This window comes from Hyphomicrobium sp. 1Nfss2.1, assembly GCF_965243865.1.
Lineage (GTDB): Bacteria > Pseudomonadota > Alphaproteobacteria > Rhizobiales > Hyphomicrobiaceae > Hyphomicrobium_A.
This window is the reverse complement of the sequence record NZ_OZ251603.1, coordinates 264,120-288,704: the sequence shown is the minus strand read 5'-3', so window position 1 is coordinate 288,704 and position 24,585 is coordinate 264,120. Positions and strand designations below refer to the sequence as shown.

Sequence of the window (24,585 nt, the reverse complement as noted above, 5' to 3'; positions counted from 1 at the left end):
CTGCCGCCCGCCTGCCCGCGTATTCTATGAAGGTAGCGCTGCTCGCGGCTGCCGCCGCCTGCTCCAGCGGGGCTTGGGCAGATGGCGGCCGAGACAACGCGGGGGTCAACCTCGCTCAAGCACAGCTCGCGCAGGCGGCCGGCACAGCCATCAGGAAGCCCGCGGCCCGCGAGAGCGAGGCTGCGTATATGGCGCGAATGGACAAGGTCGTCGCGCCACTACTGAAATATCAGCTTTCTCAATCCGACACGGCCAAGTTCAAAGACGTCATCAAGGCGTTGCCGAAGGGCGACACCGCGACGGTCAAGGAAATCCAGGCCACGATCAGCGATCCGCTGGCCCGCAAGCTCGTCGAATGGCTCCGCCTGCGTCGCGGACAAGGGCATGCTGCCGACTATCTCAAATTCCTTGCCGAGAACCCGCAGTGGCCGAGCCGCGAAATCCTGCAGCGGCGGATGGAAGAGACACTATTCGAGGAGGGTGGCGACACTGATCTGATCGCCGCCTATTTCAAGGACGGCGCAGCGCGCAGCCCGGCCGGCATGGCCGTTCTCGCCTCAGTCCACCTGGCGCACGACGAGAAAGACAAGGCGAAAGAGCTGGCAGTCCAGATCTGGCGCGACGAGGACATGCCGGAAACCTTGGAGAAGGGCTTTCTCCAGCGCTTCGGCCCGATGCTGAGCGAAGCCGATCACAAGTGGCGGCTCGACCGGCTGCTGGTCGAGGATGTGCGTTACAAGGCCAACCGCGTGGAACGGGCTTCGCGGGCGAAACGCGTGATTGCCCTTTTGCCACCTGCAGAGCGCAAAACGGCGGAAGCACGCCTAGCCGTCTTCCTGCGTAAGGGTGGAGGCAACACCCTGACCGCGTCGTCGAAGGGCGGGACGAATTGGGGCACTGTCTTCCATAAGATCCAGAAGCACCGCCGCGCAGAGCGGTTGGAAGAGGCGGCCAAACTACTGCGCACAGCGCCGCGCGATCCCGCCGTTGTCGCCAATCTCGACGCGTGGTGGAAGGAGCGGCGCGGCCTCGCCTACATCGCGCTCAAGTCGAACAAACCGAAGCTGGCCTATGAGCTGGTCGAGGATGCCGGCCCCATCACCGTCAACGAGCTCAACGAGCAGAGCTTCATGGCGGGCTGGGTCGCGCTACGCTACCTGAAAGATGCCAAGAAGGCGGAAAAGCACTTCGCTACGCTGGTATCGAACGCCGACGGACCGCTGACGCGGGCGCGGGCAAACTACTGGATGGGGCGAACTGCCGAGGCACTCGGCGATCAGATTCGTGCACGGCTCAGCTACGAGCAGGCGGCCCAGTTCAAAGATACTTTCCACGGTTTGCTGGCGATCCAGAAGCTCTCCCCTGGGACGCGGGATTTGAGTTTCGAAGCGCCCGCTACGCCCACTCCCGAGCAAGCGAAGCGCTTTCTGGACAACGATGCGATAAAGGCTTTTGCGCTGGCGCAGCAAGTGGATCTCGGGCGGCACATCACGCGCGTTTTTCTGCTGAATGGCGCCAAGATCGAGAACGATGAGGCGTGGGCTGCGATGGCCGCCCATTTGGCGCGAGCGAGCGGCGATACTCAGACGAGCGTGCGAATCGGCAAGTCAGCCATCGCGGCGGGCCATGCGCTCTACTACTACAGCTATCCCGTGCACGCGTTGCCGAAGTATTCGCCGCTGCGCAAGCCGCCGGAGACGGCTTATCTGCTCGGACTGGCGCGGCAGGAAACCGAATTCAACAGTGATACGGTATCGGGTGCTGGCGCCCGCGGTATCCTTCAGGTGATGAAGATCACGGCCAATCACGTGTGCCGCGATTACAAGATCAAGTGCTCACACAGCCGGCTGCTGACAGACGCGTCGTATAATACAATGATCGCGTCTGCCTACGTTGGGGACCGCCTCGACGACTGGTCGGGCTCTTATGTCCTCGGCCTGCCCAGCTACAATGCCGGTCCCGGGCGCACCCGGCAGTGGGTCAAAGAGTTCGGCGATCCGCGCGAAGCGAATGTCGACCCGATCGACTGGATCGAGCGTATTCCGTTCGAGGAAACGCGTAGCTACGTCGCAAAGGTGCTGTCGAACATTCAGGTCTATCGTGCCCGGCTAGGAGAAAAATCGCCGTTGCGGCTCGATCAGGATCTCAACCGGGCGAGCACGGCAACCGGCGGGGAATCGGGCGGCGCGGTCAAGACAAACACGGCAGACTCACGCGATTGATAGCCGGCCATCAATTCGTGGCGGCGATATTGGGCTGGACGATGGGCCAGTTGAAGCGATGACGGCGGGCGGACCCTTCGAAGACATCTACTTCACATCGCGCGATGGCTTGCGGCTGCATGGCCGCTGCTATCACTCGAAAAGTGGCTCCGGGGCGCGTCCCGTACTGTGCCTTGCTGGTCTGACACGCAACGGGCGTGATTTTCACGACCTGGCGGTGGCGCTCAGTCAGCGGCCAAGCGGTTCGCGAACCGTCTATACGCTGGACTATCGCGGGCGCGGCCTGTCGGACTTCGACCCCAATTGGCAGAACTATTCGCTTAGCGTCGAGATGCTCGATGTCCTCGATTTCATCACCCTTACGGGGCTGCACGATGCGGCGCTCATCGGCACCTCGCGCGGTGGACTGATCACGATGCTGCTGGCAGCGGCGCGGCCCACCGCCATCGGCGCGGCGGTGCTCAACGACATCGGCCCGGTTATCGAGCACGACGGACTTGCGCGTATCAGCGGTTACGTCGGGCGCGTACCGCTGCCCTACTCCTGGCCCGACGCGGCGCGCATGACGCGCGAGCTCAACCGGCGGCAGTTTCCGGAGATCTCCGACCGCGTGTGGGAGGAGGTCGCCCGCCAGTGGTACAACGACAAGAATGGCAAGCCCGCGCCCGGCTATGACTCGAACCTCGGCAAGGCGCTTTCGGTGCTCGATGGTCCCCTACCCGCGCTGTGGCCGCAGTTCGAAGCGCTGAAGCGGGTGCCGTTGCTCATCGTGCGCGGCGAGAACTCCGATATCCTTACGGCGGCGACTGTGGATGAGATGCGTCGGCGCCATCCTGCGTCGGTAGCCGTGACCGTATCAGCTCAAGGGCATGCGCCGCTGCTGAAGGATGCTGCCTCGATCGAAGCGATCCGGCACTTCCTCACGGCCGCCGACGCGGGACGCCAACGTCCGGCAGTCGCCTCCGCTGCGGGCTAGGCCGGCCCCTCTCCAATCATCCTCATGGCTTGGGCAGGATCGATTTCGACTGCCCCGTGAGCCAGCTGACGAAGAGGCCTGCCCATTCGCGCACCGCCGTGTCGAGGCGGCGCAATCCTTCGGACGGTGAGTAGAAGGGCACGAAGACGTCGCCGCTCCCGGCCGTGCGATAATCGACGGGCCAGGCTTCGACGGGAAAGCCGGCCTTGCGAAAGAGCCCGATCGCGCGCGGCATGTGCCAGGCGGAGGTCACCAGCAGCCAGCGTTCGCCCGGTTTTGGATTGGCCAGCTGCTTGGCGTAGAGCGCATTCTCGTAGGTATTGCGGGCCTGCCGGTCGACCTGCAGGCGGTCCGGCTCAAGGCCAAGATCGTGCAAGAGGCTAGCGGCAGCGTCAGCCTCCACGGCCGGGCCGAGCACGATGTTGGTCGAGCCTCCGGTGAACACGACCTTCGCATTGGGAAAGCGATGCGCCAGAGCCATCGTCTCCGTCATGCGCTCGGCGGCCATGTTGAGGGCATGGACATGGCGCCCGTTGGCGACGCGCGCCTCCTCGGCCCCGCCGAGCACGATGATGCCGTCAATCGGGGCCCCCGATAGGTCAGCACGCGGAAAGCGATCCTCCAGCGGCAGGATCAGCCAGGTACTGAGGGGAAGAATGCCGCCGACCACAACCAGCAAGGCAGCGCCGATGAGGGCAGCCCGCGCAGTGCGCTGAAAGCGCGTCGCCAGCAGGATGACACCGCCGAGGAGAAGCACGATGACGAGCATGGATGGCTGAGCCAGCAGCCAGCCCAGTTTTGAGATGTAGAACAAAGCCTGTCGCCCCTCATCGTTGCATCGCCCACATTTGCGCTTCCGAAACCCTAGCCTCTCACTCTGGCGGTAATGGAGCGTTGCGGGAGATAGGCCGTGTTTTCGGGCACCAATGGGCAGGCTATGCGCGATATGGCGATGTGGACCAGCGAAGTGCTGGATATCACCGCCTTTGCCGTGATCCTCATTGCCGTCGCCGTTTCGACCGCCGTGTTCCTGGTGCGGGTCTCTCAATCTGGGTTTCTCGCCAATTACCGTGATTATCGCGCGAACCTTGGGCGAGGCATCCTCCTGGGCCTGGAAATCCTCATCGCGGCTGACATCCTGAAATCGGTGGTTGTCGATCCGACCATCGACGGCATCGCTGTGCTCGGCGGTATCGTCATCATCCGCACGTTCCTGTCGATTTCGCTCGACGTCGAGATCAACGGCCACTGGCCGTGGGAGACGACGCGGCTCGCCCGGGAGGCTGCGGCCGAACAAGAGGCTGGGCCGGCGTGACGCACCTGGACCACGACCAACCTCGCTGAACGGCGCTTGCCGGCGGGAAGGCACCTCGGACATGATTAGCGCGTGATCGCGCTGCCGGGGGGCTGCCATGATACTGCTGGGAATGATCGGCTACGTGCTGGCCCAATTCGCGGTTGGCGTCTGGGTTTCGCGAAGGGTCAACAGCGAGTCCGATTACATCCTGGCCGGACGACGGCTGGGACCGGTGCTGGTCGCCTTCTCGGTGTTCGCAACCTGGTTCGGCGCCGAGGCCATCGTCGCGACATCTGCCGAGGTGTTCGACAAGGGCATTTCCGGCGCGCTGGTCGACCCCCTCGCCTATGGCCTGGCGGTGATTGCGGCCGGCTTCCTCTATGCAGCGATGCTGTGGCGACAGGGCGTGACGACGTTTGCCGACGTCTTTCGCGCCCGCTTCTCGCCGTTCGTGGAGAAGCTCGTCGTGGTGGTGCTGCTGCCGGGGTCGGTGTTCTGGGCGGCGGCGCAGATCCGTGCCTTCGGGCAGGTCTTGAGTTCCACTTCCCACTTGTCGCTGAGCGATGCGATCATGCTGGCGGCTGTGCTGGTCGCCTCCTATTCCGTGATCGGCGGACTGCTGGCCGATGCCGTCACCGACTTCTTCCAGGGCGCCGCGGTCATCATCGGTCTCGTGGTGCTGACGATCGTCGTTTCGGTCGCTGCCGGCGGCATCGGGGCGGCTGTCGATGGAGCGCCGGCCGAGCACCTCGCCTTCTCGACCCAAGTACATGGCACGCCGCTCGAGGCATTCGAGGCTGTCGCCGTCGCTTTCTTCGGATCATTCGTGGCGATCGAGCTGATCTCGCGCTTTCTCGGTGCGCGGTCGGCGGCGGTGGCGCGCGGGGGCACGATGACCGGCGGCATCATGTACATCGCCATCGGTATCCTGCCGATCTTTCTCGGACTGGCCGCTGCGGGCCTGGTGCAATCGGATCCAGCGCTCAAGGCCAAGCTCGTCGATTCCGAGCAGGTGGTCGCGGTATTGTCCGAGCATTATCTGCCGCGGTGGCACTACGTCGTGTTTGGCGGCGCGCTGATCTCGGCGATCTTGTCGGTGGTGCATTCGGCCCTGCATGCGTCCGGCGCGCAGGTCTCGCACAACATCGTGGTGCACGTCATTCCTGGCCTTGGAACACGCGGTAAGCTGCGCGCGGCGCGCCTCAGCGTGGTGGCGCTCACCGGAGCGGCGTTCCTTCTGGCTCTCACGTCGGACCGCATCAAGGAACTGGTCGAGATCGCATCGGCATTCGGGAGCGCCGGCGTTTTCATCTCGGCGGCGTTCGGGCTGTTCACCCGGTTCGGTGGTCCGATCAGTGCGACCGCTTCGATCCTGCTTGGAACGGCGGTCTGGGCCGTCGGCCGCTTCGGCCTCGAATGGGAGGCGCCCTACATCGTCGCGCTTGCTGGCTCGGGCGCCGCCTATGTGATCATCGGCCTGTTCGAACGACAGCGCTCCGCTGCGGCTGTTACATCGGCAGCCGGCTAGCGACCCGCTCGCCGTCGGATCGTAAATGCCGATGGTGAAACTTGGGTGCCAGGGGCGGGAAGCCGGCCCCGAAAAGCAAACGGCCCCCAGATGGGGGCCGGCTGTTTCGTTCGTCCTGGTGCGGTCGAGAAGACTCGAACTTCCACGGGTTGCCCCGCTACCACCTCAAGGTAGTGCGTCTACCAATTCCGCCACGACCGCATGCCGGGAGAACGAGGACGCTCATATAGCCAAGTTGTGCCGCGGGAACAAGCGGGCCGCGGCCCTTAAAATTCGGGTCCTGCGGATAGGCGTGGCGGCATATCGCCCCGCAGCCTGCACTGGCTGTCCCATAGGCGCAGGCGGCTGGGCGTCTTAGACTGCCAACCATGGATTCTGGCGCTTTCAACGCAAGGCCGCTCCGCGCTGCAACCCCCGTCGAGTGGGCCAAAAGCGAGACGCTGGTCGATTATTCCGAGGCCGTCCGGGCGATGCAGGAGCGCGCGCGCGCGATTGCGGCTGGGGATGCGCCGGAGTTGATCTGGCTGCTGCAGCATCCGCCAGTCTACACGGCCGGCACCAGCGCCAGCGCGGACGAGCTGCTCGAGCCGGGGCGATTCCCCGTGATCGCGACGGGGCGTGGCGGACGGTATACCTATCACGGGCCAGGGCAGCGGATCGTGTACGTCATGCTCGACTTGAAGCGGCGCGGCGGGGATGTGCGCGCGTTCGTTTCCAGTCTCGAAGAGTGGCTGATCGGGGCGCTGGCCGAGCTTGGCGCGATTGGCGAGGTCAGGCCGGGCCGCGTGGGCGTCTGGGTGCAGCGTCCCGACAAGGGCGATGGCGTGGAAGACAAGATTGCCGCCATCGGATTGCGGGTCTCCAAGTGGGTGAGCCTGCACGGGCTCAGCCTCAACGTGGCGCCGGACCTTTCGCACTATGCCGGCATCGTGCCGTGCGGGATCACCCAGCATGGCGTCACGAGCCTCGCCGATCTCGGCCTGACGGATAATATCGAAGTTGTGGATAACGTGCTGCGGCTGCATTTCGAGCGCCGCTTCGGCGCCACTCGGAACGGCGCGGCACCTTTGAGCGCTTCAGCCGATGCCGGTTCGATGCGCTGAAACGCGAAAGCCCGGCCCTTAAGTTGGGCCGGGCTTCCACAGCGTGGCGTCGGTTGTCCGCCTCTACTTTGGGCTGGGCTCATGAGGCTGGTCCGCATCACCAGCCTGCGGCACCGCGGATGCGGGTGGCCCAGCGTAGTAGAGGTAGCCGCCTTCAATCGACACGACTTCCGAGCCCTTGAGCTCGTACTCGTCCTTTTGATTGCCGTTGAGGCGGATCACGCAGCCCTTGTTGCAGACTTCCTTGAGCGTCGCTAACGGCCGTAAAATATGGTCCGTTGCCGCATTTCCCTCGATAATGGTGACCTTCTGGTCAGTGTCATCTCGGTTCGTAATGGCAGAGGCGAACGCGTTTGGAGCAGTCAGGAAGGCTACGCAAAGAGATGCCGTAAGTGCCTTTAGGGTCGTCACGGCAGCCCCCGTGATCTCCTGGGGGAGATCGTTACTTCTTCTTCTTCTTGGCGGCGGCCGGCTTCTTTGCAGGAGCGGCCTTCTTCGCAGCGGGTTTCTTCGCTTTAGCAGCAGCCATGGTAGTGGTCCTTCCTCTGTGAACCCGGATGCGCGGAGTCGAATCGGATTCGATCCGGCCGGGACGAAGATCAATTTGGTGAGAATCAACCCCTTTCACAAACGGAATTTTCCGGTGATCACTATCGAAAATTTCGATAGATAGCTTTTGTCAGTGTTCAGTGCTTCGATGGGCCAATGGACGTCACGCTAGCGCGCACATTCCTGATGGTCGCCGAGATGGGCAGCTTCATCGATGCTGCCCGCAAGATGAACATCACGCAGTCCACCGTTTCGGCCCGCATCAAGGGCCTCGAGGAGATGCTCGGCAGGCCGTTGTTTGCGCGCTCCAAGTCTGGCGCCGAGCTCACGACCGCGGGGGAGCAGTTCCAGAAGCATGCCCTGGCCCTCGTGCGCGTGTGGCAGCGTGCCCAACTCGAAGTCGGCACCTCCGATCAACACAGCGACCATCTCGCGGTCGGTGCGCCGGGTGTTTTCTGGGATGGATTCTTGCTGCGATGGGTGTCGTGGCTGCGGTCAAGCATTCCCGGGATCGCCGTCTCGGCAACCAGCGGCCTATCGGTTCTGCTGACGCAGCGGTTGATTGAAGGCTCCCTCGATCTAGCCGTGATGTACCGGCCCATGCAGCCGCCGGGACTGATCATCGAGCATCTGTTCGATGAGGAGTTCATCCTGGTAACGAGCGCTCCAGCCGCGCAGCGGCGGACGTCGGCGGACTATGTATTCGTCGATTGGGGCCCCGATTTTCAGCAGGATCACGCGGCGGCCTACCCCGAGTTTACCAACCCGGGGCTCAGCCTCGACCTCGGGCCGGTGGTGCTCGACTTCCTGCTGGCCAACGAGTGCTCGGGCTATTTTCCCTCGCGACTCGTGCGCTCGCACATCGCGCGTGGACGTCTGCGGCAGCCGAAACGGGCGCGCAAGTTCGTCTATCCGGTCTACGTGGTCTATCCGGAGGCGCGCAACGAGGAGGCCTACGAGCCGATCCTCAAGGGACTGCGCCAGCATGCGGCGAAATACGCCCGCCCTGCCTGAGACGGTGAAGTCCTAGACGGTGGGCCGGACCTCGAAGCCGGCAAAGGCACCGACGCCCTCGCCTAGGATCTCGACGCGATCGACACGCGCGGCGGGCGGTCCGCTTCGGCAAAGTGCGAGTATTTCCTCGACCGCCGCATCTGGTCCTTGGAGCACCGCCTCGACGGAGCCATCGAGCCGGTTGCGCACCCAGCCACGAAGAGCGAGGCTCGCCGCGTTCCGCTCGACGAAGGCGCGGTAGCCGACGCCCTGCACCCGGCCTTCGACGCGGATGTGGACGGTGCGCGAGGCCGGATCAGGCATTGCTGTGCCTCCGCGAGGCGAGGATCAGTCCGCCTTTCGAGCGGTGACCTCGATCTCGATGAGCATCTTCTCGTCGACAAGGCCGGTCACCATCACGGTGCAGGCCGGCCGCACCTCGCCGAAGTACTTCTGCAGCACCGGCCAGATGGGCTCGAAATCCTCGCGCCGCGTCAGCAGGTAGTGCACGCGCACCACGTCGGCGAGCGAAGAGCCAGCCTTCTCGAGGGCTGCGGCGATGTTTTTGAAGCACTGGTCGGTCTGGGCGACGATGTCATCGGAGATGGTCATCGTTGCGTAATCGAAGCCGGTGGTCCCGGAAACGAACACCCACTTGCCGTCAACGACGGCGCGCGAGTAGCCGATCTTCTTCTCGAACTCGGAGCCCGAGGAAATGAGGTGGCGCTTGGACATCAGGCGAACTCGAGAATAACGGCGTCGACAGCGAGGCTGTCACCGGCCTTGGCGTTGATCTTGGTAACCTTCCCGTCGCGCTCGGCGCGAAGGATGTTCTCCATCTTCATGGCCTCGACGACGGCCAGTGCGTCGCCAGCCTGAACCTCCTGGCCCTCGGCAACATGGATCGCCTTGACGAGGCCCGGCATCGGGCAGAGCAGGAATTTCGAGGTATCGGCCGGCACCTTCTCGGGCATCTCGGCGACGAGAGCGGCCTCTCGCTCGGTGTAGACGTACACCGGCACCTGGATGCCGCGATAGGAGAGCTTCACACCATTGAGGATGGCGCGAACCTGAACGGCGACCTCGTCGTCACCGACCATACCTTTCCAGACCGGGTCGCCGGGGCGCCAGTCAGACTTCAAGACCAACGTGCCCCCGGATTCAGGGAAGTCCACACGATAGCCGCCATCGATCTCATCCACCTCGAGAGCGATATTGGCCTTTCCGACGTGGGCGATGCGGCGTCGTGCGAACTGCACCGGGCGACCCGTCATCTGCTGAGTGATCTCGCGGCGGCGAACGTTGTTCTGATAGTCGATCACTGCGGCCACGGCGGCGACGACGCGAAGCTCATCGCCCTCGGCTTCACGCGGAATGAAACCGTCAGGGAACTCTTCCTTGATGAAGCCCGTCGACAGCGCGCCCTTGCGCCAGCGCGGATGCTGCATGAGGGAGGTCAGGAACGGGATGTTGTGCTGGATGCCGTCGATATAGAAGCTATCGAGCGCCTCCGCCTGAGATTCAATGGCCTCGAGACGCGTCGGGGCGTGCGTCACCAGCTTGGCGATCATCGGGTCGTAGAACATCGAGATCTCGCCGCCCTCGAACACGCCCGTGTCGTTGCGGACGGTGACGCCGTCCTTGGTGCCCTCCTCGGGCGGGCGGTACTTCACCAGACGACCAATGGAGGGCAGGAAGTTGCGGAACGGATCCTCAGCATAAACGCGGCTCTCGACGGCCCATCCGTTCAGCTTCACATCCGACTGCTTGAACGGCAGCTTCTCGCCGGCGGCGGAGCGGATCATCAGCTCGACGAGATCGACGCCGGTGATCAGCTCGGTGACCGGGTGCTCAACCTGGAGGCGGGTGTTCATCTCCAGGAAGTAGAAGCTCTTGTCCTGACCGGCGACGAACTCGACGGTGCCGGCGCTGTCGTAGCCGACGGCCTTGGCGAGGGCGACCGCCTGCTCGCCCATGGCGCGGCGGGTCTTCTCGTCGAGGAGCGGTGACGGGGCTTCCTCGATGACCTTCTGGTTGCGGCGCTGAATCGAACACTCACGCTCGGCGAGGTAAATCACGTTGCCGTGCTTGTCGCCGATGAGCTGAATTTCGATGTGGCGCGGATCGACGATGAACTTCTCGATGAACATGCGATCATCGCCGAAGGAGGCCTTGGCCTCGGACTTCGCCAGCGGGAAGCCTTCTTCGACCTCCTTCCTGTTGTAGGCGATACGCATGCCCTTGCCGCCGCCACCGGCGGAGGCCTTCATCATCACGGGATAGCCAATCTCCTCGGCGATCTTCACCGCGTGCTTCTCGTCGGCGATCTCGCCCATGTAACCGGGGACGGTCGAGACCTTTGCCGCTGCGGCGGCCTTCTTGCTCTCGATCTTGTCGCCCATCGCGGCGATGGCATGGGGATTGGGACCGATGAAAACGATGCCCGCCTTCTCCAGCGCGATGGGGAATGACTCGCGCTCGGACAGGAAGCCGTAGCCCGGATGCACAGCCTCGGCGCCGGTCTGCTTGCAAGCTTCGACGATCTTGTCGATCAGCAGGTAGGATTGGGCTGCGGGGGGCGGTCCGAGATGGACGGCCTCGTCGGCCATTTCCACATGGAGCGCATCACGGTCGGCATCGGAATAGACGGCGACGGTCTTGATGCCCATCCTGCGCGCCGTCTTGATGACGCGGCAGGCAATCTCGCCACGGTTGGCGATCAGAATTTTCTTGAACATAACCCCTATTGGTCCACTGAGTGGGCCTGCCCGCAAGACGGGGCCGCAGCCGATTGCAGCTCTCGTTCTAGACGGCCATTTTAGTGTCGTAAACTGGCCAGCCCCGGCAAAAGCGCGCACTGGAGTAGTCGCGAACCGCGTTTACGATCCGCAACCACCGATTGCCCCGTCAAACGGGCTCAGGCTGCCTGCGCGAGGCGGGCGACGGTCGCCTGCAGGGCCGGGTGAATGTGCGGTGTTTCCCGCTCCAGATACGCCACCAGTGCCGCGTCATTGGGGCTGAGATGCCCGTCGCGGCCGATTCGCTGGGACAGCCAGCCAGCCTCGATGGGTTCGATCTCCTCGTTGGTGATGATCTCCACTCGCTGCTGCTCGAGGCGCGCCAGGGCTCGTTCCTCGGAGGACTGCTCGCGGTACGTGGGGCGAACTGCTTCCAGGCTCGAAGACACCATGGCGGAAAGCAGTGCCAGCGGAGAAAGCTCGCCCTTTGCTTCCATAAGCCAAGCGTCGCGGCGAAGGGCTTCCTCGCGCGTCGGGGCGGCGTGACCTGAAACCGCCATGACGACGTTGGTGACGGCCTTAACGTAGAGGTCGGTCCAGGCGGCGTTGGCGTCGGGATCGGCGATCGCCTCGTTGATATCGAAAAGCTCGTCGGCTTCAGCGCGCGTGATGGCGATGGGGCGGTCACCGCCGTAGGCGTAAAGAATGCGGCGGATCTGCTCGACGTCGCTTTCGCGGATAGTGCCGGGCTCTACGGTTGCACCAACACGAAGCGGCCCCTTGCCTTCGGCGATCGCGAGCTTGACCTGCTGGAGGGCTAGGCGCGCAAGACTGACGGGTGACCAGCGCGCCTTGTCGATGACGCGCACCAGGAGGTCGAAGTCGGTCCGGCGCGCAACGATGCCCTGGGGCGCGATGCGGCCGGTCAGCCGCTTGGCTTTCTCGGCAGTGAGGTAGCCTTCGGGCTCCATCTGCGCGACGAAATAGTCGGCGAGCGTATCGACGTAGAAGCCCGGCCAGCTGCTGTGCTGCTGCTGACAGGTCTCGTTGAGAGTGATGAGCGATTCCGCTTCGTCGGGGCAGATCACGTAGTCGGCGTGCAAAGCGCTCTTAAGGCGCAGCACATCGACGTCCTCGATCGCTCCCCGCTGCAACATTTCGGTAATCGATAGCGACTGCAACGCGCTCATCTCTCTCCGCCCCGCCAACATGAACTCGATGGCGGCAGAGTAGGTAAACGGACTTACCAATTGGCTAACGGCTGCTTCGCTACGGCGCATTCGTTCGTCCTTCGGCCGGGCAAAAAAGAAGGGCCGCTGTGGTGTGCGGCCCCGAAGTGAAGACGGGAGGGGTAGTGCCTTGCGCGACGTTGATCCGCCGCCTTACTTGCCGACGCGCGGCAGAAACCATGCCCGCTCACGGCTGTTGTACTTCTTCTCGGCGATGCTGGCGGACGCCTCGTTCTGCATGCTGCGGAGTTCGCGGCGCTCAGACTTCGTCAGGTAGCCCTTGTCGCGGTAGGCGTCTTCGGTCCGGGCGATGCGCTTTTGCTCAGCGCGCAACTTCAGGCCTTCGGTCCAAGTGATGGAGCCGGTCTGACGGCCCTGCTCGATGCGGTCGGCCTGCTGGGCCTGGCGGCGCGTGACGGTGTCAGCAGAGGCAACAGCGGTCGTAGCAACGAGAGCCGTAGCAGCAGCGAGAATGATCTTCTTCATGGTGTCCACCTTTTCGTTTTGTGCCGCCCCCCTTTGGTGCGGCGTGTTCGATGGGGTGGAGAATGGATTCTTCGCTTTGAACTCGTTCTGAATGGTGACTACAGGTGCCGTTCATCTTTGCGGGGAGCGCCGGGGTGCGATCCTGATCAGCAGCCGCGGCGTTTTTCGATCGCTTGGATTATGCGGATATTGGCGCGCTCGTAGTCATTGAGCGGCACCTCGTTTTGATCACCGTAGCGGCAGTTCACGTTGCCGAACTCCTCGATGCCGCGTTGCGTCGAAAAGCAGTAACCTCGCGCGGCAAAGATGCCATTGCGGACCGTCCAGAGCTGATCGCAGCCGAGCTTTTCTGCGTCGCGCTTATTGATGGTGCGGTCCTGAACGCAACCAACGACCTCGTAGCAAAGACGGGGCGGGTCATCACCGGCCAGCGCTGCTCCGGAGAGTACCAGCAGCCCGCCAGCCCATATCGTCCGCATGCGTTTACTCCCTGCGCTGACTTTACGCTAACTCTAGACTAGCGGGGAGCAGTCGCGCCAGTCGCAAGCCCCACGGTCGCGATGCAGGGATTGCGGCTGGCAGGGTGGCGGAAGGTAACTACTGCGCGGCGAGGTATTCCTGCCAGGTGATCAGGCCATCGCCATTGCTGTCGACTTTTGAGATGGCGCGGCTGTAAGCGTCGTTGGCCTTGATCTTAGCCGCACGGCCAATCTGCGCGGCGGCGTTTAGATCAATGAACGTCTTGAACTCGGCGGCACTGAGGGAGCCGCTGCCGCTGGTGTTGGCGGTCTTGAAGTTCTGCTCGGCCTGCTGCAGCGCCGCGGGTGCCAACTGAGCTTGGGCGCCTTCGCTGAAGGCGGTGAGAAGTAGCTCTCTCCTCCAAGGCGCATAACTGTAGCTTTTCACCCGGATCGCCGAGCGCCGTCCTGTCCGTCACCCAGGCGCCACAGCGGGGGTCAGAGGATGGATCTGACAACACCGCCGTCGACACGGAGTGCTGCGCCGCTGGTGGCAGATGCTTCCTTGGCGGCGACATAGACGACCATGTTGGCGACCTCATCGACAGTGGCGAAGCGGCCGATGAGTGAGGACGGCCGGTGCTGTTTGACGAACTCTGCAGCCATCTCATCGACGGTGCGTCCATCCTGCTTGGCCATGGCTGCAAGGAAGTCTTCAACGCCTTCGGAGCGCGTCGGGCCGGGCAGCACAGCGTTGACGGTAACGCCGGTTCCGGCTGCGAGCTCGGCAAGACCGCGCGAGACGGCGAGCTGGGCGGTCTTTGTGGTTCCGTAGTGCACCATCTCGGGCGGGATCTGCACGGCCGATTCCGATGAGATGAAAACAACGCGGCCCCAGCCTCGGTCGATCATGGCCGGCATCAACGCGCGCGAAAGGCGGATGCCCGACATGACGTTGACCTCGAAGAAGCGGGTCCATTCGGCATCGGGGATATCGAAGAAGGGCTTCGGTTCGAAGATGCCTGCGTTGTTGATGAGGATGTCGACGGTGCCGACCGCAGTGGCGAGGGCGTCGCAGCCGGCGGCGGTGCCGACATCGGCGGCGATGCCGCTGATCTTGGCGGCGGGCAGTTCCGCCGCGAGCTTGGCGACCGCGATGTCGACCTTCTCCTGCTTGCGGCCGTTGATGATCACCTCGGCACCTGAGGCCGCGAGACCCTTGGCGATGGCGCGGCCGATACCTTCGGTCGAGCCTGTGACGAGTGCCGTCTTGCCTGAAAGGTCGATGTTCATGGGAGCCACCAAGGGGCCACGGTGATGCCCTCAAGTTGGCACCCGCCCTCCCGATGTCAACACCCCTAACCCAACCTCATCCACTAACCCACTTGAGCCAGACTACCGACAAGCACGATGCAATCACCGAGATGAATCCGGCGGTATAGGCGCCAATAGACGTCTCAAAGAATGCCTCTTGAGCAATCGAAACGGGGGTCCGTTCATAGAATTCAGCCGTGACTGGCTTTGGCCCCGGTCCACTCGCCGCTCTCGGTTGAACCGGAAGTACGCGACCGTCATTGGGCCTCGGCGCAATGGCCGTCTCCAAAAGTGTCGGTTCCTTCTCCCAATACCAGAACCAACTAATTTGGGACTTCACGTCCGGGAAAGTCGAGCCATGAACCGGAGCCATGGTAAGTGCGGCCAGGCCAAAGAGAACAAGCGCGAGTGGCGCCGCAAGATGCCAACCCCACAAGCGCTTGGACGAAAAACGACGAAGCTGCACGGCCGCCCCTAAAATACCGAATGACCAGTTAGGAGACATTGCAGTAGTGGTCGCTCTAAGAGCGCCCACTACTGATGTGCACCTCAGAGCGGGATGTTGTCGTGCTTTTTCCAGGGGTTCTCGAGCGTCTTGTTGCGCAGCATGTTGAGAGCCCGGCAAACCCGGCGACGCGTGCCGTGCGGCAGGATCACCTCGTCGATGTAGCCGCGCTCGGCTGCGACGAACGGATTGGCGAAGCGCTTCTGGTACTCGTCGATGCGCGCCTTGATCTTGTCGGGGTCGGACAGCTCGGAGCGATAGAGGACCTCGACCGCACCCTTGGCACCCATGACGGCGATCTCGGCGGTCGGCCAGGCGTAGTTGATGTCGCCGCGGATGTGCTTGGAGCTCATGACGTCATAGGCGCCGCCGTAGGCCTTGCGCGTGATGACGGTGATCTTCGGCACGGTTGCCTCCGCATAGGCGTAGAGCAGCTTGGCGCCGTGCTTGATGAGGCCACCGTACTCCTGCGCGGTGCCCGGAAGGAAGCCGGGAACATCGACAAACGTAATGATCGGGATCTCGAAGCAGTCGAGGAAACGCACGAAGCGGGCCGCTTTGCGCGAGGCATCCGAATCGAGCACGCCGGCCAGTACCATCGGCTGGTTGGCGACGATGCCCACCGTGCGGCCTTCCATACGCGCGAAGCCCGTGAGGATGTTCTTGGCGTAGTTCTCCTGCACCTCGAAGAAATCCGCCTCGTCCACGACTTTGAGGATCAGCTCCTTCATGTCGTAGGGCTTGTTCGGATTGTCGGGGATCAGCGTATCGAGCGAATAGTCGAAGCGGTCGGGGCTGTCGGCGGTCGGCAGCGTCGGCACGCCCGACTTATTGTTCGACGGAAGGAAGTCCATCAAGCGGCGCATCTGCAGCAGCGCCTCGACGTCGTTCTCGTAGGCGCCGTCGGCGACCGACGACTTCGACGTGTGCACCTTGGCGCCGCCGAGTTCCTCGGCCGTCACGGTTTCGTTGGTGACGGTCTTCACGACGTCAGGGCCGGTGACGAACATGTAGCTCGTGTCCTTCACCATGAAGATGAAGTCGGTCATGGCCGGCGAGTAGACGTCGCCGCCAGCGCACGGGCCCATGATGACGGAAATCTGCGGGATGACGCCCGAGGCCATGACGTTGCGGGTGAACACCTCGCCGTAGCCGCCCAGCGCGTCGACGCCTTCCTGAATGCGGGCACCGCCGGCATCGAACAGACCGATGATCGGGGCGCGGTTTTTCAGCGCCATGTCCTGGATCTTGGTCATCTTGCGAGCATGGCTCTCTGACAGAGAGCCGCCCAGCACGGTGAAGTCCTTGGCAAAGACGTAGACGACACGGCCGTTGATGGTGCCCCAGCCAGTGACGACACCGTCGCCCGGTGTCTTGTTCTTCTCCATGCCGAATTCGGTGCAGCGGTGCTCAACGAAGGTGTCGAACTCTTCGAAGGAGTTCTCGTCCATCAGAAGCTCGATGCGTTCGCGAGCGGTCAGCTTGCCGCGCTTGTGCTGCGCGTCGATGCGGGCCTGGCCGCCGCCGAGACGTGCGTTTGAACGGCGCTTCTCGAGTTCTTCGATGATGTCCTTCATGATGGTCCCTCGTGCACACGCGTCGCCTTCGGACACGCCAACAGCGCTCATAGCATGCTGTTTCGGCGGTGCAAACGCAGGCGCGAGGGACCCTAGATGCGACGTTTCGGGCAGCGGCCACCCGCCATTAGGGTCAGCCCGCAAAGCGAGCCCGCAGGCACTGGCGCAGGAATCGGGCGGCAAACCAGATCTCGACCAGAGCGGCTACCAGGAACGGGATGCCAATGGCGGGCATGGCCCAGTCGACGAAGGCGGGAGAAGCGAGGCCGTAGTGACCGGCCAGCTGGACCATCGACCAGAGGCTGAGCAGCGCGATGATAACCATCGAGGTGCGCATGAAATTGGCGTGATCGCGCCAGAGGAACGCGTTGCGCGGGCTATTGCGCACCGAGGATCGCAGGTTGGCGAGGATGATCAACGGCATCGCGGTGGCGACGAAAAAGTTGAGGTAGAGATCATACGTTCCGAGGGGTTGCATAAGCTTATCCTTCTGGGATCTGGCGGTGCTGCGACGGCGAGAGGCGACAGGCGTTACGGTCGTCGGCCGGCCCACAGCAGGAAGGGCACCGCGGCGATGACGATTGCTAGGATGATGAGGTCGAATAGGCTGAGCATAGGCCGCTCCATCGGTTCTGGCTCTGTTTGGCCGTCACTCTAGGCGGGTCCGCAGGCCGCCGCTGTTACCTACGGAACTGGGCAGCCACGCGCGCGCATGCGTCCCGCAGCCAATTTTTTTGGGGTGACGCAAGCAGCGAGATGCTTGTTGTGCGGCGAGGGTCGCGCAAGGCGCCCTCGCCGCTGCGCGGCCAAGAGGTGTCCAAGCGGCGCCCCCCCCCACCGTCATCCCGGCGGAGGCCGGGACCCAGACACGTCTCGACAAGCGCGCCGGAAGAAGTGATCCGCGCCAGCCGCAAACGCCGCGCTGTCCTTCGCCAGAGGCGCGTGCTGCACTTGGCGCAGGCCCCGACTTTCGTCGGGGTGACATTGAATGTGCGTCACCGGAAATCCCGGCGCATCCCCTGAGAGGGGCAGCGTGAGGGTTGCTGCCTAACTCTGAAAGTTAACAGCTAGGCGGCTGCCAGGAGCCTGAAGAAGCGATCGGCGGAGAGCATCTCGCGGCGGCGGCGCTCGCGGCGCTCGGTGGCCTCGACGTCGACGCCCCAGCGCGCGATCTGCCAGTCCTCGTCGATGTGGGCGGCGTCCCAAGCCTCCTCAGCAGACAGGCGGTCCTTGGCGACGGCGAGCGCAAGGAATGCCGAGCCTGTGAGTGTGGTCATCACGTGCAGGGCAGCGAGCTGCATGGCGTCGTAGGGGGCAACAAGGTCCTCGATACGCTCAAGAGCGAAGCGGTTCTGCGTTACCGGCATCACGCCTTCGGCCAGAAGGAAGCGTGCACCCGATTGAGCCTCGATCCAGCTCAACAGGGGATCCCAGGTGCGGGCCTGCTGTTCGGCGAGGGTGGCGGGCGCCTCGGCGCGGTAGCAGAGCAGGTCGCTGCCGGCGTAACGGACGATGTCCGATGCGACTTCGCGCATGCTACCGGTGACGCCGTCGATGGAGGTGATGGCGAGCTTGGACAACGGCATCTTCGATGGGTCGATGTGCGCGTCCTGGGCTGCCCATTCGGCAGCGATCGCCTCGGCCAGCGCCCGGGTCGGGACGATGAGCAGTTGCTTCTTCGGTGTGCGCACGGCCCTGCCGTCGAGCAGGATCTGGAAGCCGCCGCCCGGTGCGTCGCCCACGGTCACGTCGGTATAGAAACGCTTGGGCAGCGGCGGCGTCAGTTGGTCCTTGGGAATGTTGGGGGCGGCGCGCTTTTCTTCCTCGCTCATGCTGCGTTCTCCCGCTGTGCGAAGAATGCATCGATCTCCTCTGCCAGCGTGTGGCTGAGCTCGACCACGGAATGGGCGCCGGCACGATGCAGGTCGGGAATTGAATGATAGCCCCAGCCGACGCCCAGCGCTCCGGTGCCGGCGGCGCGTGCCATGGCCATGTCAAAAGTTGTGTCACCCACCATCACGGTGCGTTCCGGATCGACGCCCGTTTCGGCCATGGCGGCGTGCAGCATCGATGGATGCGGCTTGGAGGGGTGATCGTCGGACGTCTGCACGGTGACGAAGCGCCCTGCCCAGCCCTCGCGCTCAAAGAGGCGGTCAACTCCCTTGCGCGACTTGCCGGTGGCGATGCCGAGCACGATGTCATCGCGGCGGCCGAAGGCTTCGATGGCGGTGGCGATGCCCTCGAACAGCGGCTCATGCAGTTCGGGCTCGCGGCGGATTTCGAAGAACGCCGATTTATAGCGCTCGACCATTTTGGCGCGCAGCTCCCCGTCGGCCTCGGGGGCCAGGGCCAGGATTGCTTCGGGTAGCGAAAGCCCGACAATGGAGAGCGTCGCGGCGCGCGGGGGCGGCGTCAGACCGAAGCCGGTGAAGGCGTAGTTCATCGCCTCGCAGATGCCATTCTGGCTATCGACCAGCGTTCCATCGCAATCGAGGACGATCAGCTTCATCACTTGTCCTCGTCGTAGCGATCGGCGTCGAGGCCAAGTATTTCCCAGGTCTTCAGCATGTGCTCGGGAAGCGGCGCGGTTACATCGATCTTGCCGCCGGTGAAGGGGTGCGGCAGCACAAGACGGCGGGCATGCAGGTGAAGTTTGTTGTCCATCTGCTCGGCGGGGAGGTTTTCATCGCCGCCGTATTTGTTGTCACCGCATATAGGGTGTCCGATGAGCGCCATGTGGGCGCGCAACTGATGCTGGCGGCCCGTCACCGGCTTCAGCGATACCCATGATGCCTTGTGCGCGAGGCGGTCGATGACGGAGTAGTGCGTCGTCGCGTGCATCGCTTCCTTCTGTTCGCCGGGGAGCGCTTTGCGCACGCGGTCGCCATCGGGGCCGGCGGCCTTTACCAGTGCCGCCTCGACCTTGCCCTGCGGCGGTTTCGGAACGCCCTTCACCAGAGCCCAATAGGTCTTGGCGGCGGATCGCGTCTGGAACACGCGGCCGAGCTTGGCGGCGGCGTCGCGATGCTTGGCGACGAGAAGGACGCCGGTCGTGTCGCGGTCGAGGCGATGGACAAGGCGCGGGCGCTCGCCGCCGAAGCGGTCGGCCATGCCTTCCAGCATGCCGTCGATGTGCTTCTTGGTGCCGGTGCCGCCCTGGACAGCGAGGCCGAACGGCTTGTTGAGCACAAGCACGTGGTCGTCCTCGAACAGGATCATCTTCTCGATGCGGTCGCGGTCGCCCTTTGAAACGCCCATTGCCGGCTTCACGCCGGTGGCGGTTGCGGCCTTGGGCGCGGCGCGCACGACGGCCGGAACGCGGATCTGGGCGCCGGCTTCGAGGCGCGCATTCGCTTCGGCGCGACGGCTGTTCACGCGCACCTGGCCGGTGCGCAGCAACTTCTGCAAGTAGGAGTAACCCACTTCGGGGAAGTGCACACGGAACCATCGATCGAGGCGCATGTCGGCCTCGCTCGCCTTCACTTCGATGGTTTCAACGCGATCGCTCATCAATGATCCTGTCCGGGCTGCCAGCCGCTTTTGTGCGATGGCCTAGGCGTAGCGGGCTCTGATGTCCAGCCTCACCGGCCCGAACCTAACCCGCGCGTCGCCCGGTGGCCCAGTCTGGAGACGGTCCGTCCCGCGCGGCGAGCATGCCCCAGCGATGGTTGACAGGATTTGACCAAGCCCGATGCAGCGCTGTTGCGCCGATGAAAACCCGGTTCTCGGCCGGTATCGGGTTCTCGCCGCTGGTTACGCGCGGCCGCTATGCCGCCGGCTTACTGGACCTGCCGGCACCGCCAACGATCCAGCCGAGAAGCCAGCCGACAAAAAGGCCGGTGACGATGGTGCCGATGAACGAGAGCATGTGCAGGTTCTCGGCATCGTCGGAGCTGTCGAACGAGCGATGTGCCACGATCCAATCGGCGACCGAGGAGCCGAGGAACACGGCGGCCAATCCGGCGCCGATGACCGCGAATACCATTGCAACAGTGTAGCGCATGGTTGTGCCCCCTGAGCGCGGTGCGCTCACTTCACTTCCCAGAACCAGATTTCGCCGGCGTTGGCGTAGTTGGAATAGTAGCCGAGCCAGGAGAACCACTCGAGCAGCCACTTCGCCGACGAGCGATAGCCGTTCCACACGTCGATATGGTCGCCGGTGGGACGGCCTTTGTCGGAGCTGCGCTTCCAATAGTCCTGGAAGTAGATGATGCCGGTGCGGCCGAAGAGCTGCGGGTAATAGTGCGAAGTCTCCGTGCCGGTGATCTTCTCGACACGGCCGATGCCGGGGATGTTCGCATGCGCGAGCGCGTTGGCGAGCTGATTGGCGTTGATGAAATGCATGTCGGAGCGCGGGTGCACGGCGCATGAGGCGCAGCCGCCGATCTGGCTGTCGGTGACGCCGGCACGGCGCAGCGCGACGCCCAGGCGGATCGCGCATTGATTGTGGAATACGGGAAAGCCCATCCCGACGTGCTGGCCTTCCATATTGGTGAGGTCGTGCGGCGCAATACACGGCGTCGTCACGGACTCATTGATCGGGTGTCCACGCCAGAGATCGATGAACCGGACCGTCATTGCATCCCCCGTCTACGCTCTGATCAGTATAGGTATGAACCGTGACGGGGTGAACTCACGAATTTTCGTTGTAACGCCGAAGTTTAGGCTTCGCGCTGCCACGCTCTCGCCGCCTTACGGCTTGCCTTGTTTGCGCTTGGCGCGCAGGTCGGCCCAATAGGTCAGGCGCTTCTTGATCTCTCGCTCGAACCCGCGCTCGGGCGGATCGTAGTACTGGGGGCGCTTGGCGAATTCCTCGGGGAAGTAGTCCTGCCCGGAGAAGGCATTCTCGGCGTCGTGGTCGTATTCGTAGCCGCCGCCGTAGCCCTCCTCCTCCATCAGCTTGGTGGGAGCGTTGAGGATGTGCTTGGGCGGCGCCAGCGAGCCATGCTCCTTGGCGGCGCGCATTGCAGCCTTGTAGGCGACGTAGACCGCATTCGATTTGGGCGCGGTGGCGAGGTAGACGGTCGCCTGCGCCAGAGCCAATTCGCCTTCGGGGCTACCGAGGAAGTCGAAGGTGTCCTTGGCGGCGAGCGCCTGCACGACGGCCTGCGGGTCGGCGAGGCCGATATCCTCGACGGCCATGCGCACGAGACGACGTGCCAGGAACAAGCGATCCTCTCCGCCATCGAGCATGCGGGCGAGATAGTAGAGCGCCGCGTCGGGATCGGAACCGCGCACCGACTTGTGGAGCGCGCTGATCAGGTTGTAGTGCCCCTCGCGCGATTTGTCGTAGAGCGGTGCGCGACGCTGCACCAGTTCGCTGAGCGCGTTGCGATCGAGCGGCGCCTGTCCTGGCGCTACGGCGGCGAAGACCTCGTCGGCGAGGTTGATCGAAGCACGGCCATCGCCGTCAGCCATGGCCATGAGCGCCTCGCGGGCGTCGTCGTCGAGCGGCAGCTTGCGCTTTTCTTCCTTCTCGGCGCGCTGCAGCAGATCCTCGATGGCTTCCGGGCCGAGGCGGTTGAACACCAGGACAGCGGCGCGGCTGAGCACGGCACTGTTGAGCTCAAACGATGGGTTCTCGGTGGTGGCACCGACGAGCGTGATGGTGCCGTCCTCCATGTGCGGGAGGAAGCTGTCCTGCTGTGCGCGGTTGAAGCGGTGAATCTCGTCGATGAACAGCAGCGTGCCTTTGCCAAGCTCGCGGCGCGACTTGGCGCGGTCGAAGGCTTTGCGCAGATCCTGCACGCCGGAGAAGATCGCCGAAAGCTGCTCGAACTCCAGTTGCGTCTCGTGTGCGAGCAGGCGCGCGACCGTGGTCTTGCCGGAGCCTGGCGGGCCCCAGAGGATGAGGCTCGGCAGGCGGCCGCTTTTCAGCATGCGCGTCAGGGTGCCGGTCGGGCCGACGAGGTGATCCTGGCCGACAACCTCGGAAAGTTTGGTCGGGCGCAGGCGATCGGGAAGCGGGCGCGGGGCGCCCTTCTCCAATCCGGCAGCTTCGAACAGCGTTGCCACGCGCGATCAGCCTGACATCTGCAGCTTCATGGTGCGTCCACCGCGCTTGATGGTGACGCTCCACAGACGCTGGGGTTTGCGGGTGATCTCGTCGAGCATGACGACATCAGTGATCTTGTCGGGACCGACCTGAAGGATGACGTCGCCGGGCTGGAAGTCGAGGCGCGCTGCAACGCCGCCAGAGCGCACGGCAACGATGACGACGCCGTCGGTCTCGTCGAGATTGAACTCGTCGGCAACGCTCGGGAGGATGTTCGACACGCGCGCTCCGTCGAAGGGATGATTGCCCGACAAATTGCGCACATCATCCTTTCCGGGCTTGGGGGCCGGCAGCAGCGGCAGGTCGACCTTGACGACGCGGCCGTTGCGGATGACCTCGAGGCGGCTGGTGTTGCCGATGCCGCGCGTCGTCAGGCGGTAGTGTACCGAGTGCGCATCGGCGACGTCGAAGCTGTCGACGGTGATAATGACGTCGCCGAGCAGGAGCCCAGCGCGTGCGGCCGGACTGTTGTTGGTGAGGCGCATGACGACCGCGCCCGAAACGCGGTCGAGCTTCAGCAACTGCGCCTTCTCGCGATCGACCGTTTCGAGCTGGGCGCCGAGCCAGGGCCGCTCGATCTTGCGTCCGGCAATGGCATTGTCGGCGACAAGACGCACGAGGTTCGACGGGATGGCGAAGCCGATGCCAACCGAGCCGCCGGACTGCGAGAAGATCATCGTGTTGATGCCGACAAGCTTGCCGTTCATGTCAACGAGAGCGCCGCCGGAGTTGCCGGGATTGATGGCAGCGTCGGTCTGCAGGAATACCTGCGTATCCGATTGCGCCATCTCGGTTCGTGCGAGAGCGGAGATGATGCCGCTTGTCACCGTCTGGCCGACGCCGAAGGGGTTGCCGATGGCGAGGACGACGTCGCCGACCTCCAGCTTGTCGCTATTGGCAAACTGAAGATAGGGGAAGTCGTTGCCGCCCTTCTCGATCTTGAGCACGGCAAGGTCGGTGCGTTCGTCCTGGGCGATGATGCGTGCGTCGTACTCACGCTTGTCGAACAGCGCCACGCGGATCTGCGTATCGGAGCCGCCTTTGATGACGTGGGTATTGGTGACGATGACGCCATCGGGGCTGATGATGACGCCCGAGCCGAGCGACTGCTGGATGCGCTCTTGCGGGAGGCCGAAGCCGCCGCGGCCACCGAAGAAGCGCTGGAAGAAGGGATCGTTAGCGAAGGGCGAGAGCGAGGTGCGCACGCGAGAGCGCACATAGACGTTCACCACTGCCGGGGTCGCCCGTTTGACGATCGGCGCGTAGGAGAACTGCAGCGCCTCGCTCGAGGGGGGCACCTGCCGGTCCAGCGCCTCGACTGCCGGGGCCGCGAAGGGGCCGACAACGGCGCCGAGACCGAGGAGGATGGCGAGAGCACGGAATTGGAAGCGTTTCGGCATAGTCATCCCTGGTCATGGTCCTTTGCACGGTTTGACGGTGCGGGTCCTCTTTTGTTCCAGAAGCTGAGGCCGCGGCTGACATAGCATAGCGCCGCGCTTCGTGGCGCTGACGTGACGACGCTGCCCGCAAAACGCCATAGGCCCCAGAATCGGCG

The 24,585-nt window shown here is 63.8% G+C and carries 25 protein-coding genes and 1 tRNA gene; 6 read left to right on the top strand and 20 right to left on the bottom strand.

The genetic code is table 11. The features are described from left to right. The first annotated feature begins 26 nt into the window (after positions 1 to 26). Both ACP15D_RS01405 and ACP15D_RS01400 read left to right on the top strand, forming a co-directional pair. The gene (locus ACP15D_RS01405) at positions 27 to 2,222 is read left to right on the top strand and encodes a lytic transglycosylase domain-containing protein (protein ID WP_424955785.1); all 2,196 of its coding nucleotides are present in this window, start codon (positions 27 to 29) and stop codon (positions 2,220 to 2,222) included. Positions 2,223 to 2,280: 58 nt separating this feature from the next. After that, positions 2,281 to 3,198, top strand: coding sequence for an alpha/beta fold hydrolase (locus ACP15D_RS01400; protein ID WP_424955784.1), 918 nt, complete (start codon positions 2,281 to 2,283; stop codon positions 3,196 to 3,198). A gap of 22 nt (positions 3,199 to 3,220) precedes the next feature. On the opposite strand, the gene ACP15D_RS01395 is transcribed toward ACP15D_RS01400, so the two are convergent. Continuing rightward, on the bottom strand, positions 3,221 to 4,012 hold the full coding sequence (locus tag ACP15D_RS01395) for a YdcF family protein (RefSeq protein ID WP_424955783.1): 792 nt from the start codon (positions 4,010 to 4,012) through the stop codon (positions 3,221 to 3,223). 96 nt (positions 4,013 to 4,108) lie between these two features. Between ACP15D_RS01395 and ACP15D_RS01390 the strand changes: the two genes are divergently transcribed. Continuing rightward, a complete protein-coding gene (locus ACP15D_RS01390) occupies positions 4,109 to 4,513 on the top strand; it encodes a DUF1622 domain-containing protein (RefSeq protein WP_244536220.1) in 405 nt (134 codons plus the stop codon). A gap of 97 nt (positions 4,514 to 4,610) precedes the next feature. Next, on the top strand, positions 4,611 to 6,023 hold the full coding sequence (locus ACP15D_RS01385) for a sodium:solute symporter family transporter (protein ID WP_424955782.1): 1,413 nt from the start codon (positions 4,611 to 4,613) through the stop codon (positions 6,021 to 6,023). Positions 6,024 to 6,139: 116 nt separating this feature from the next. Here the strand turns inward: ACP15D_RS01385 and ACP15D_RS01380 are convergent. After that, positions 6,140 to 6,224 (bottom strand) — tRNA-Leu (locus tag ACP15D_RS01380). Between the two features lie 167 nt (positions 6,225 to 6,391). Between ACP15D_RS01380 and lipB the strand changes: the two genes are divergently transcribed. Further along, positions 6,392 to 7,126: a lipoyl(octanoyl) transferase LipB gene (lipB, locus tag ACP15D_RS01375; RefSeq protein ID WP_424955781.1), complete on the top strand. Its 735-nt coding sequence runs from the start codon at positions 6,392 to 6,394 to the stop codon at positions 7,124 to 7,126. 63 nt (positions 7,127 to 7,189) lie between these two features. On the opposite strand, the gene ACP15D_RS01370 is transcribed toward lipB, so the two are convergent. Beyond that, the gene (locus ACP15D_RS01370) at positions 7,190 to 7,537 is read right to left on the bottom strand and encodes a hypothetical protein (RefSeq protein ID WP_424955780.1); all 348 of its coding nucleotides are present in this window, start codon (positions 7,535 to 7,537) and stop codon (positions 7,190 to 7,192) included. 294 nt (positions 7,538 to 7,831) lie between these two features. Between ACP15D_RS01370 and ACP15D_RS01365 the strand changes: the two genes are divergently transcribed. Next, positions 7,832 to 8,689 carry a LysR family transcriptional regulator gene (locus ACP15D_RS01365; RefSeq protein WP_424955778.1) on the top strand — a complete coding sequence of 286 codons (858 nt, stop codon included), beginning with the start codon at positions 7,832 to 7,834 and terminating at the stop codon, positions 8,687 to 8,689. Positions 8,690 to 8,701: 12 nt separating this feature from the next. Here ACP15D_RS01365 and ACP15D_RS01360 read toward each other — a convergent pair whose 3' ends face one another. The 17 genes from ACP15D_RS01360 to ACP15D_RS01280 form a co-directional block, all read right to left on the bottom strand. Further along, complete coding sequence (locus ACP15D_RS01360; RefSeq protein WP_424955777.1) at positions 8,702 to 8,992, bottom strand: acylphosphatase; 291 nt, start codon at positions 8,990 to 8,992, stop codon at positions 8,702 to 8,704. Positions 8,993 to 9,016: 24 nt separating this feature from the next. Continuing rightward, positions 9,017 to 9,403: a RidA family protein gene (locus tag ACP15D_RS01355; protein ID WP_424955776.1), complete on the bottom strand. Its 387-nt coding sequence runs from the start codon at positions 9,401 to 9,403 to the stop codon at positions 9,017 to 9,019. Next, a complete protein-coding gene (locus ACP15D_RS01350) occupies positions 9,403 to 11,406 on the bottom strand; it encodes an acetyl-CoA carboxylase biotin carboxylase subunit (RefSeq protein WP_424955775.1) in 2,004 nt (667 codons plus the stop codon). Before ACP15D_RS01350 ends, ACP15D_RS01355 begins: the two co-directional genes overlap by 1 nt. Before the next feature lie 179 nt (positions 11,407 to 11,585). Beyond that, on the bottom strand, positions 11,586 to 12,686 hold the full coding sequence (locus ACP15D_RS01345; protein WP_424955774.1) for a hypothetical protein: 1,101 nt from the start codon (positions 12,684 to 12,686) through the stop codon (positions 11,586 to 11,588). A 102-nt stretch (positions 12,687 to 12,788) separates the two neighbouring features. After that, positions 12,789 to 13,121, bottom strand: a complete 333-nt coding sequence (locus ACP15D_RS01340) for a hypothetical protein (protein ID WP_424955773.1) — start codon at positions 13,119 to 13,121, stop codon at positions 12,789 to 12,791. Positions 13,122 to 13,267: 146 nt separating this feature from the next. After that, positions 13,268 to 13,600: a YARHG domain-containing protein gene (locus tag ACP15D_RS01335; RefSeq protein WP_424955771.1), complete on the bottom strand. Its 333-nt coding sequence runs from the start codon at positions 13,598 to 13,600 to the stop codon at positions 13,268 to 13,270. A gap of 118 nt (positions 13,601 to 13,718) precedes the next feature. After that, complete coding sequence (locus ACP15D_RS01330; protein ID WP_424955770.1) at positions 13,719 to 14,027, bottom strand: EF-hand domain-containing protein; 309 nt, start codon at positions 14,025 to 14,027, stop codon at positions 13,719 to 13,721. A gap of 50 nt (positions 14,028 to 14,077) precedes the next feature. Next, positions 14,078 to 14,872: an SDR family NAD(P)-dependent oxidoreductase gene (locus ACP15D_RS01325; protein ID WP_424955769.1), complete on the bottom strand. Its 795-nt coding sequence runs from the start codon at positions 14,870 to 14,872 to the stop codon at positions 14,078 to 14,080. Between the two features lie 570 nt (positions 14,873 to 15,442). Continuing rightward, positions 15,443 to 16,975, bottom strand: coding sequence for an acyl-CoA carboxylase subunit beta (locus ACP15D_RS01320; RefSeq protein WP_424955768.1), 1,533 nt, complete (start codon positions 16,973 to 16,975; stop codon positions 15,443 to 15,445). A gap of 133 nt (positions 16,976 to 17,108) precedes the next feature. Next, complete coding sequence (locus ACP15D_RS01315) at positions 17,109 to 17,453, bottom strand: hypothetical protein (RefSeq protein WP_424955767.1); 345 nt, start codon at positions 17,451 to 17,453, stop codon at positions 17,109 to 17,111. Between the two features lie 589 nt (positions 17,454 to 18,042). Then, positions 18,043 to 18,807 carry an ATP12 family chaperone protein gene (locus ACP15D_RS01310; RefSeq protein ID WP_424955766.1) on the bottom strand — a complete coding sequence of 255 codons (765 nt, stop codon included), beginning with the start codon at positions 18,805 to 18,807 and terminating at the stop codon, positions 18,043 to 18,045. Further along, a complete protein-coding gene (locus ACP15D_RS01305; protein WP_424955765.1) occupies positions 18,804 to 19,484 on the bottom strand; it encodes an HAD-IA family hydrolase in 681 nt (226 codons plus the stop codon). The genes ACP15D_RS01310 and ACP15D_RS01305 overlap by 4 nt, the downstream gene beginning before the upstream one ends. Then, positions 19,484 to 20,485, bottom strand: coding sequence for an RluA family pseudouridine synthase (locus ACP15D_RS01300; protein ID WP_424955764.1), 1,002 nt, complete (start codon positions 20,483 to 20,485; stop codon positions 19,484 to 19,486). The genes ACP15D_RS01305 and ACP15D_RS01300 overlap by 1 nt, the downstream gene beginning before the upstream one ends. Positions 20,486 to 20,741: 256 nt before the next feature. After that, a complete protein-coding gene (locus tag ACP15D_RS01295) occupies positions 20,742 to 20,978 on the bottom strand; it encodes a hypothetical protein (protein WP_424955763.1) in 237 nt (78 codons plus the stop codon). A 26-nt stretch (positions 20,979 to 21,004) separates the two neighbouring features. Continuing rightward, complete coding sequence (locus ACP15D_RS01290) at positions 21,005 to 21,553, bottom strand: type VI secretion system amidase effector protein Tae4 (RefSeq protein WP_424955762.1); 549 nt, start codon at positions 21,551 to 21,553, stop codon at positions 21,005 to 21,007. A 114-nt stretch (positions 21,554 to 21,667) separates the two neighbouring features. Continuing rightward, positions 21,668 to 22,990 carry a replication-associated recombination protein A gene (locus tag ACP15D_RS01285; RefSeq protein WP_424955761.1) on the bottom strand — a complete coding sequence of 441 codons (1,323 nt, stop codon included), beginning with the start codon at positions 22,988 to 22,990 and terminating at the stop codon, positions 21,668 to 21,670. Between the two features lie 6 nt (positions 22,991 to 22,996). Further along, positions 22,997 to 24,436 carry a Do family serine endopeptidase gene (locus tag ACP15D_RS01280; protein WP_424955760.1) on the bottom strand — a complete coding sequence of 480 codons (1,440 nt, stop codon included), beginning with the start codon at positions 24,434 to 24,436 and terminating at the stop codon, positions 22,997 to 22,999. Positions 24,437 to 24,585 lie beyond the last annotated feature (149 nt).

Bases quoted from the DNA above. Each gene is read 5' to 3' on its own strand.
- ACP15D_RS01405 (WP_424955785.1), top strand. From the start codon at position 27: ATGAAGGTAGCGCTGCTCGCGGCTGCCGCCGCCTGCTCCAGCGGGGCT.
- ACP15D_RS01400 (WP_424955784.1), top strand. From the start codon at position 2,281: ATGACGGCGGGCGGACCCTTCGAAGACATCTACTTCACATCGCGCGAT.
- ACP15D_RS01385 (WP_424955782.1), top strand. From the start codon at position 4,611: ATGATACTGCTGGGAATGATCGGCTACGTGCTGGCCCAATTCGCGGTT.
- lipB (WP_424955781.1), top strand. From the start codon at position 6,392: ATGGATTCTGGCGCTTTCAACGCAAGGCCGCTCCGCGCTGCAACCCCC.
- ACP15D_RS01365 (WP_424955778.1), top strand. From the start codon at position 7,832: ATGGACGTCACGCTAGCGCGCACATTCCTGATGGTCGCCGAGATGGGC.
- ACP15D_RS01360 (WP_424955777.1), bottom strand. From the start codon at position 8,992: ATGCCTGATCCGGCCTCGCGCACCGTCCACATCCGCGTCGAAGGCCGG.
- ACP15D_RS01355 (WP_424955776.1), bottom strand. From the start codon at position 9,403: ATGTCCAAGCGCCACCTCATTTCCTCGGGCTCCGAGTTCGAGAAGAAG.
- ACP15D_RS01350 (WP_424955775.1), bottom strand. From the start codon at position 11,406: ATGTTCAAGAAAATTCTGATCGCCAACCGTGGCGAGATTGCCTGCCGC.
- ACP15D_RS01345 (WP_424955774.1), bottom strand. From the start codon at position 12,686: ATGCGCCGTAGCGAAGCAGCCGTTAGCCAATTGGTAAGTCCGTTTACC.
- ACP15D_RS01340 (WP_424955773.1), bottom strand. From the start codon at position 13,121: ATGAAGAAGATCATTCTCGCTGCTGCTACGGCTCTCGTTGCTACGACC.
- ACP15D_RS01335 (WP_424955771.1), bottom strand. From the start codon at position 13,600: ATGCGGACGATATGGGCTGGCGGGCTGCTGGTACTCTCCGGAGCAGCG.
- ACP15D_RS01325 (WP_424955769.1), bottom strand. From the start codon at position 14,872: ATGAACATCGACCTTTCAGGCAAGACGGCACTCGTCACAGGCTCGACC.
- ACP15D_RS01320 (WP_424955768.1), bottom strand. From the start codon at position 16,975: ATGAAGGACATCATCGAAGAACTCGAGAAGCGCCGTTCAAACGCACGT.
- ACP15D_RS01315 (WP_424955767.1), bottom strand. From the start codon at position 17,453: ATGCAACCCCTCGGAACGTATGATCTCTACCTCAACTTTTTCGTCGCC.
- ACP15D_RS01310 (WP_424955766.1), bottom strand. From the start codon at position 18,807: ATGAGCGAGGAAGAAAAGCGCGCCGCCCCCAACATTCCCAAGGACCAA.
- ACP15D_RS01305 (WP_424955765.1), bottom strand. From the start codon at position 19,484: ATGAAGCTGATCGTCCTCGATTGCGATGGAACGCTGGTCGATAGCCAG.
- ACP15D_RS01300 (WP_424955764.1), bottom strand. From the start codon at position 20,485: ATGAGCGATCGCGTTGAAACCATCGAAGTGAAGGCGAGCGAGGCCGAC.
- ACP15D_RS01295 (WP_424955763.1), bottom strand. From the start codon at position 20,978: ATGCGCTACACTGTTGCAATGGTATTCGCGGTCATCGGCGCCGGATTG.
- ACP15D_RS01290 (WP_424955762.1), bottom strand. From the start codon at position 21,553: ATGACGGTCCGGTTCATCGATCTCTGGCGTGGACACCCGATCAATGAG.
- ACP15D_RS01280 (WP_424955760.1), bottom strand. From the start codon at position 24,436: ATGACTATGCCGAAACGCTTCCAATTCCGTGCTCTCGCCATCCTCCTC.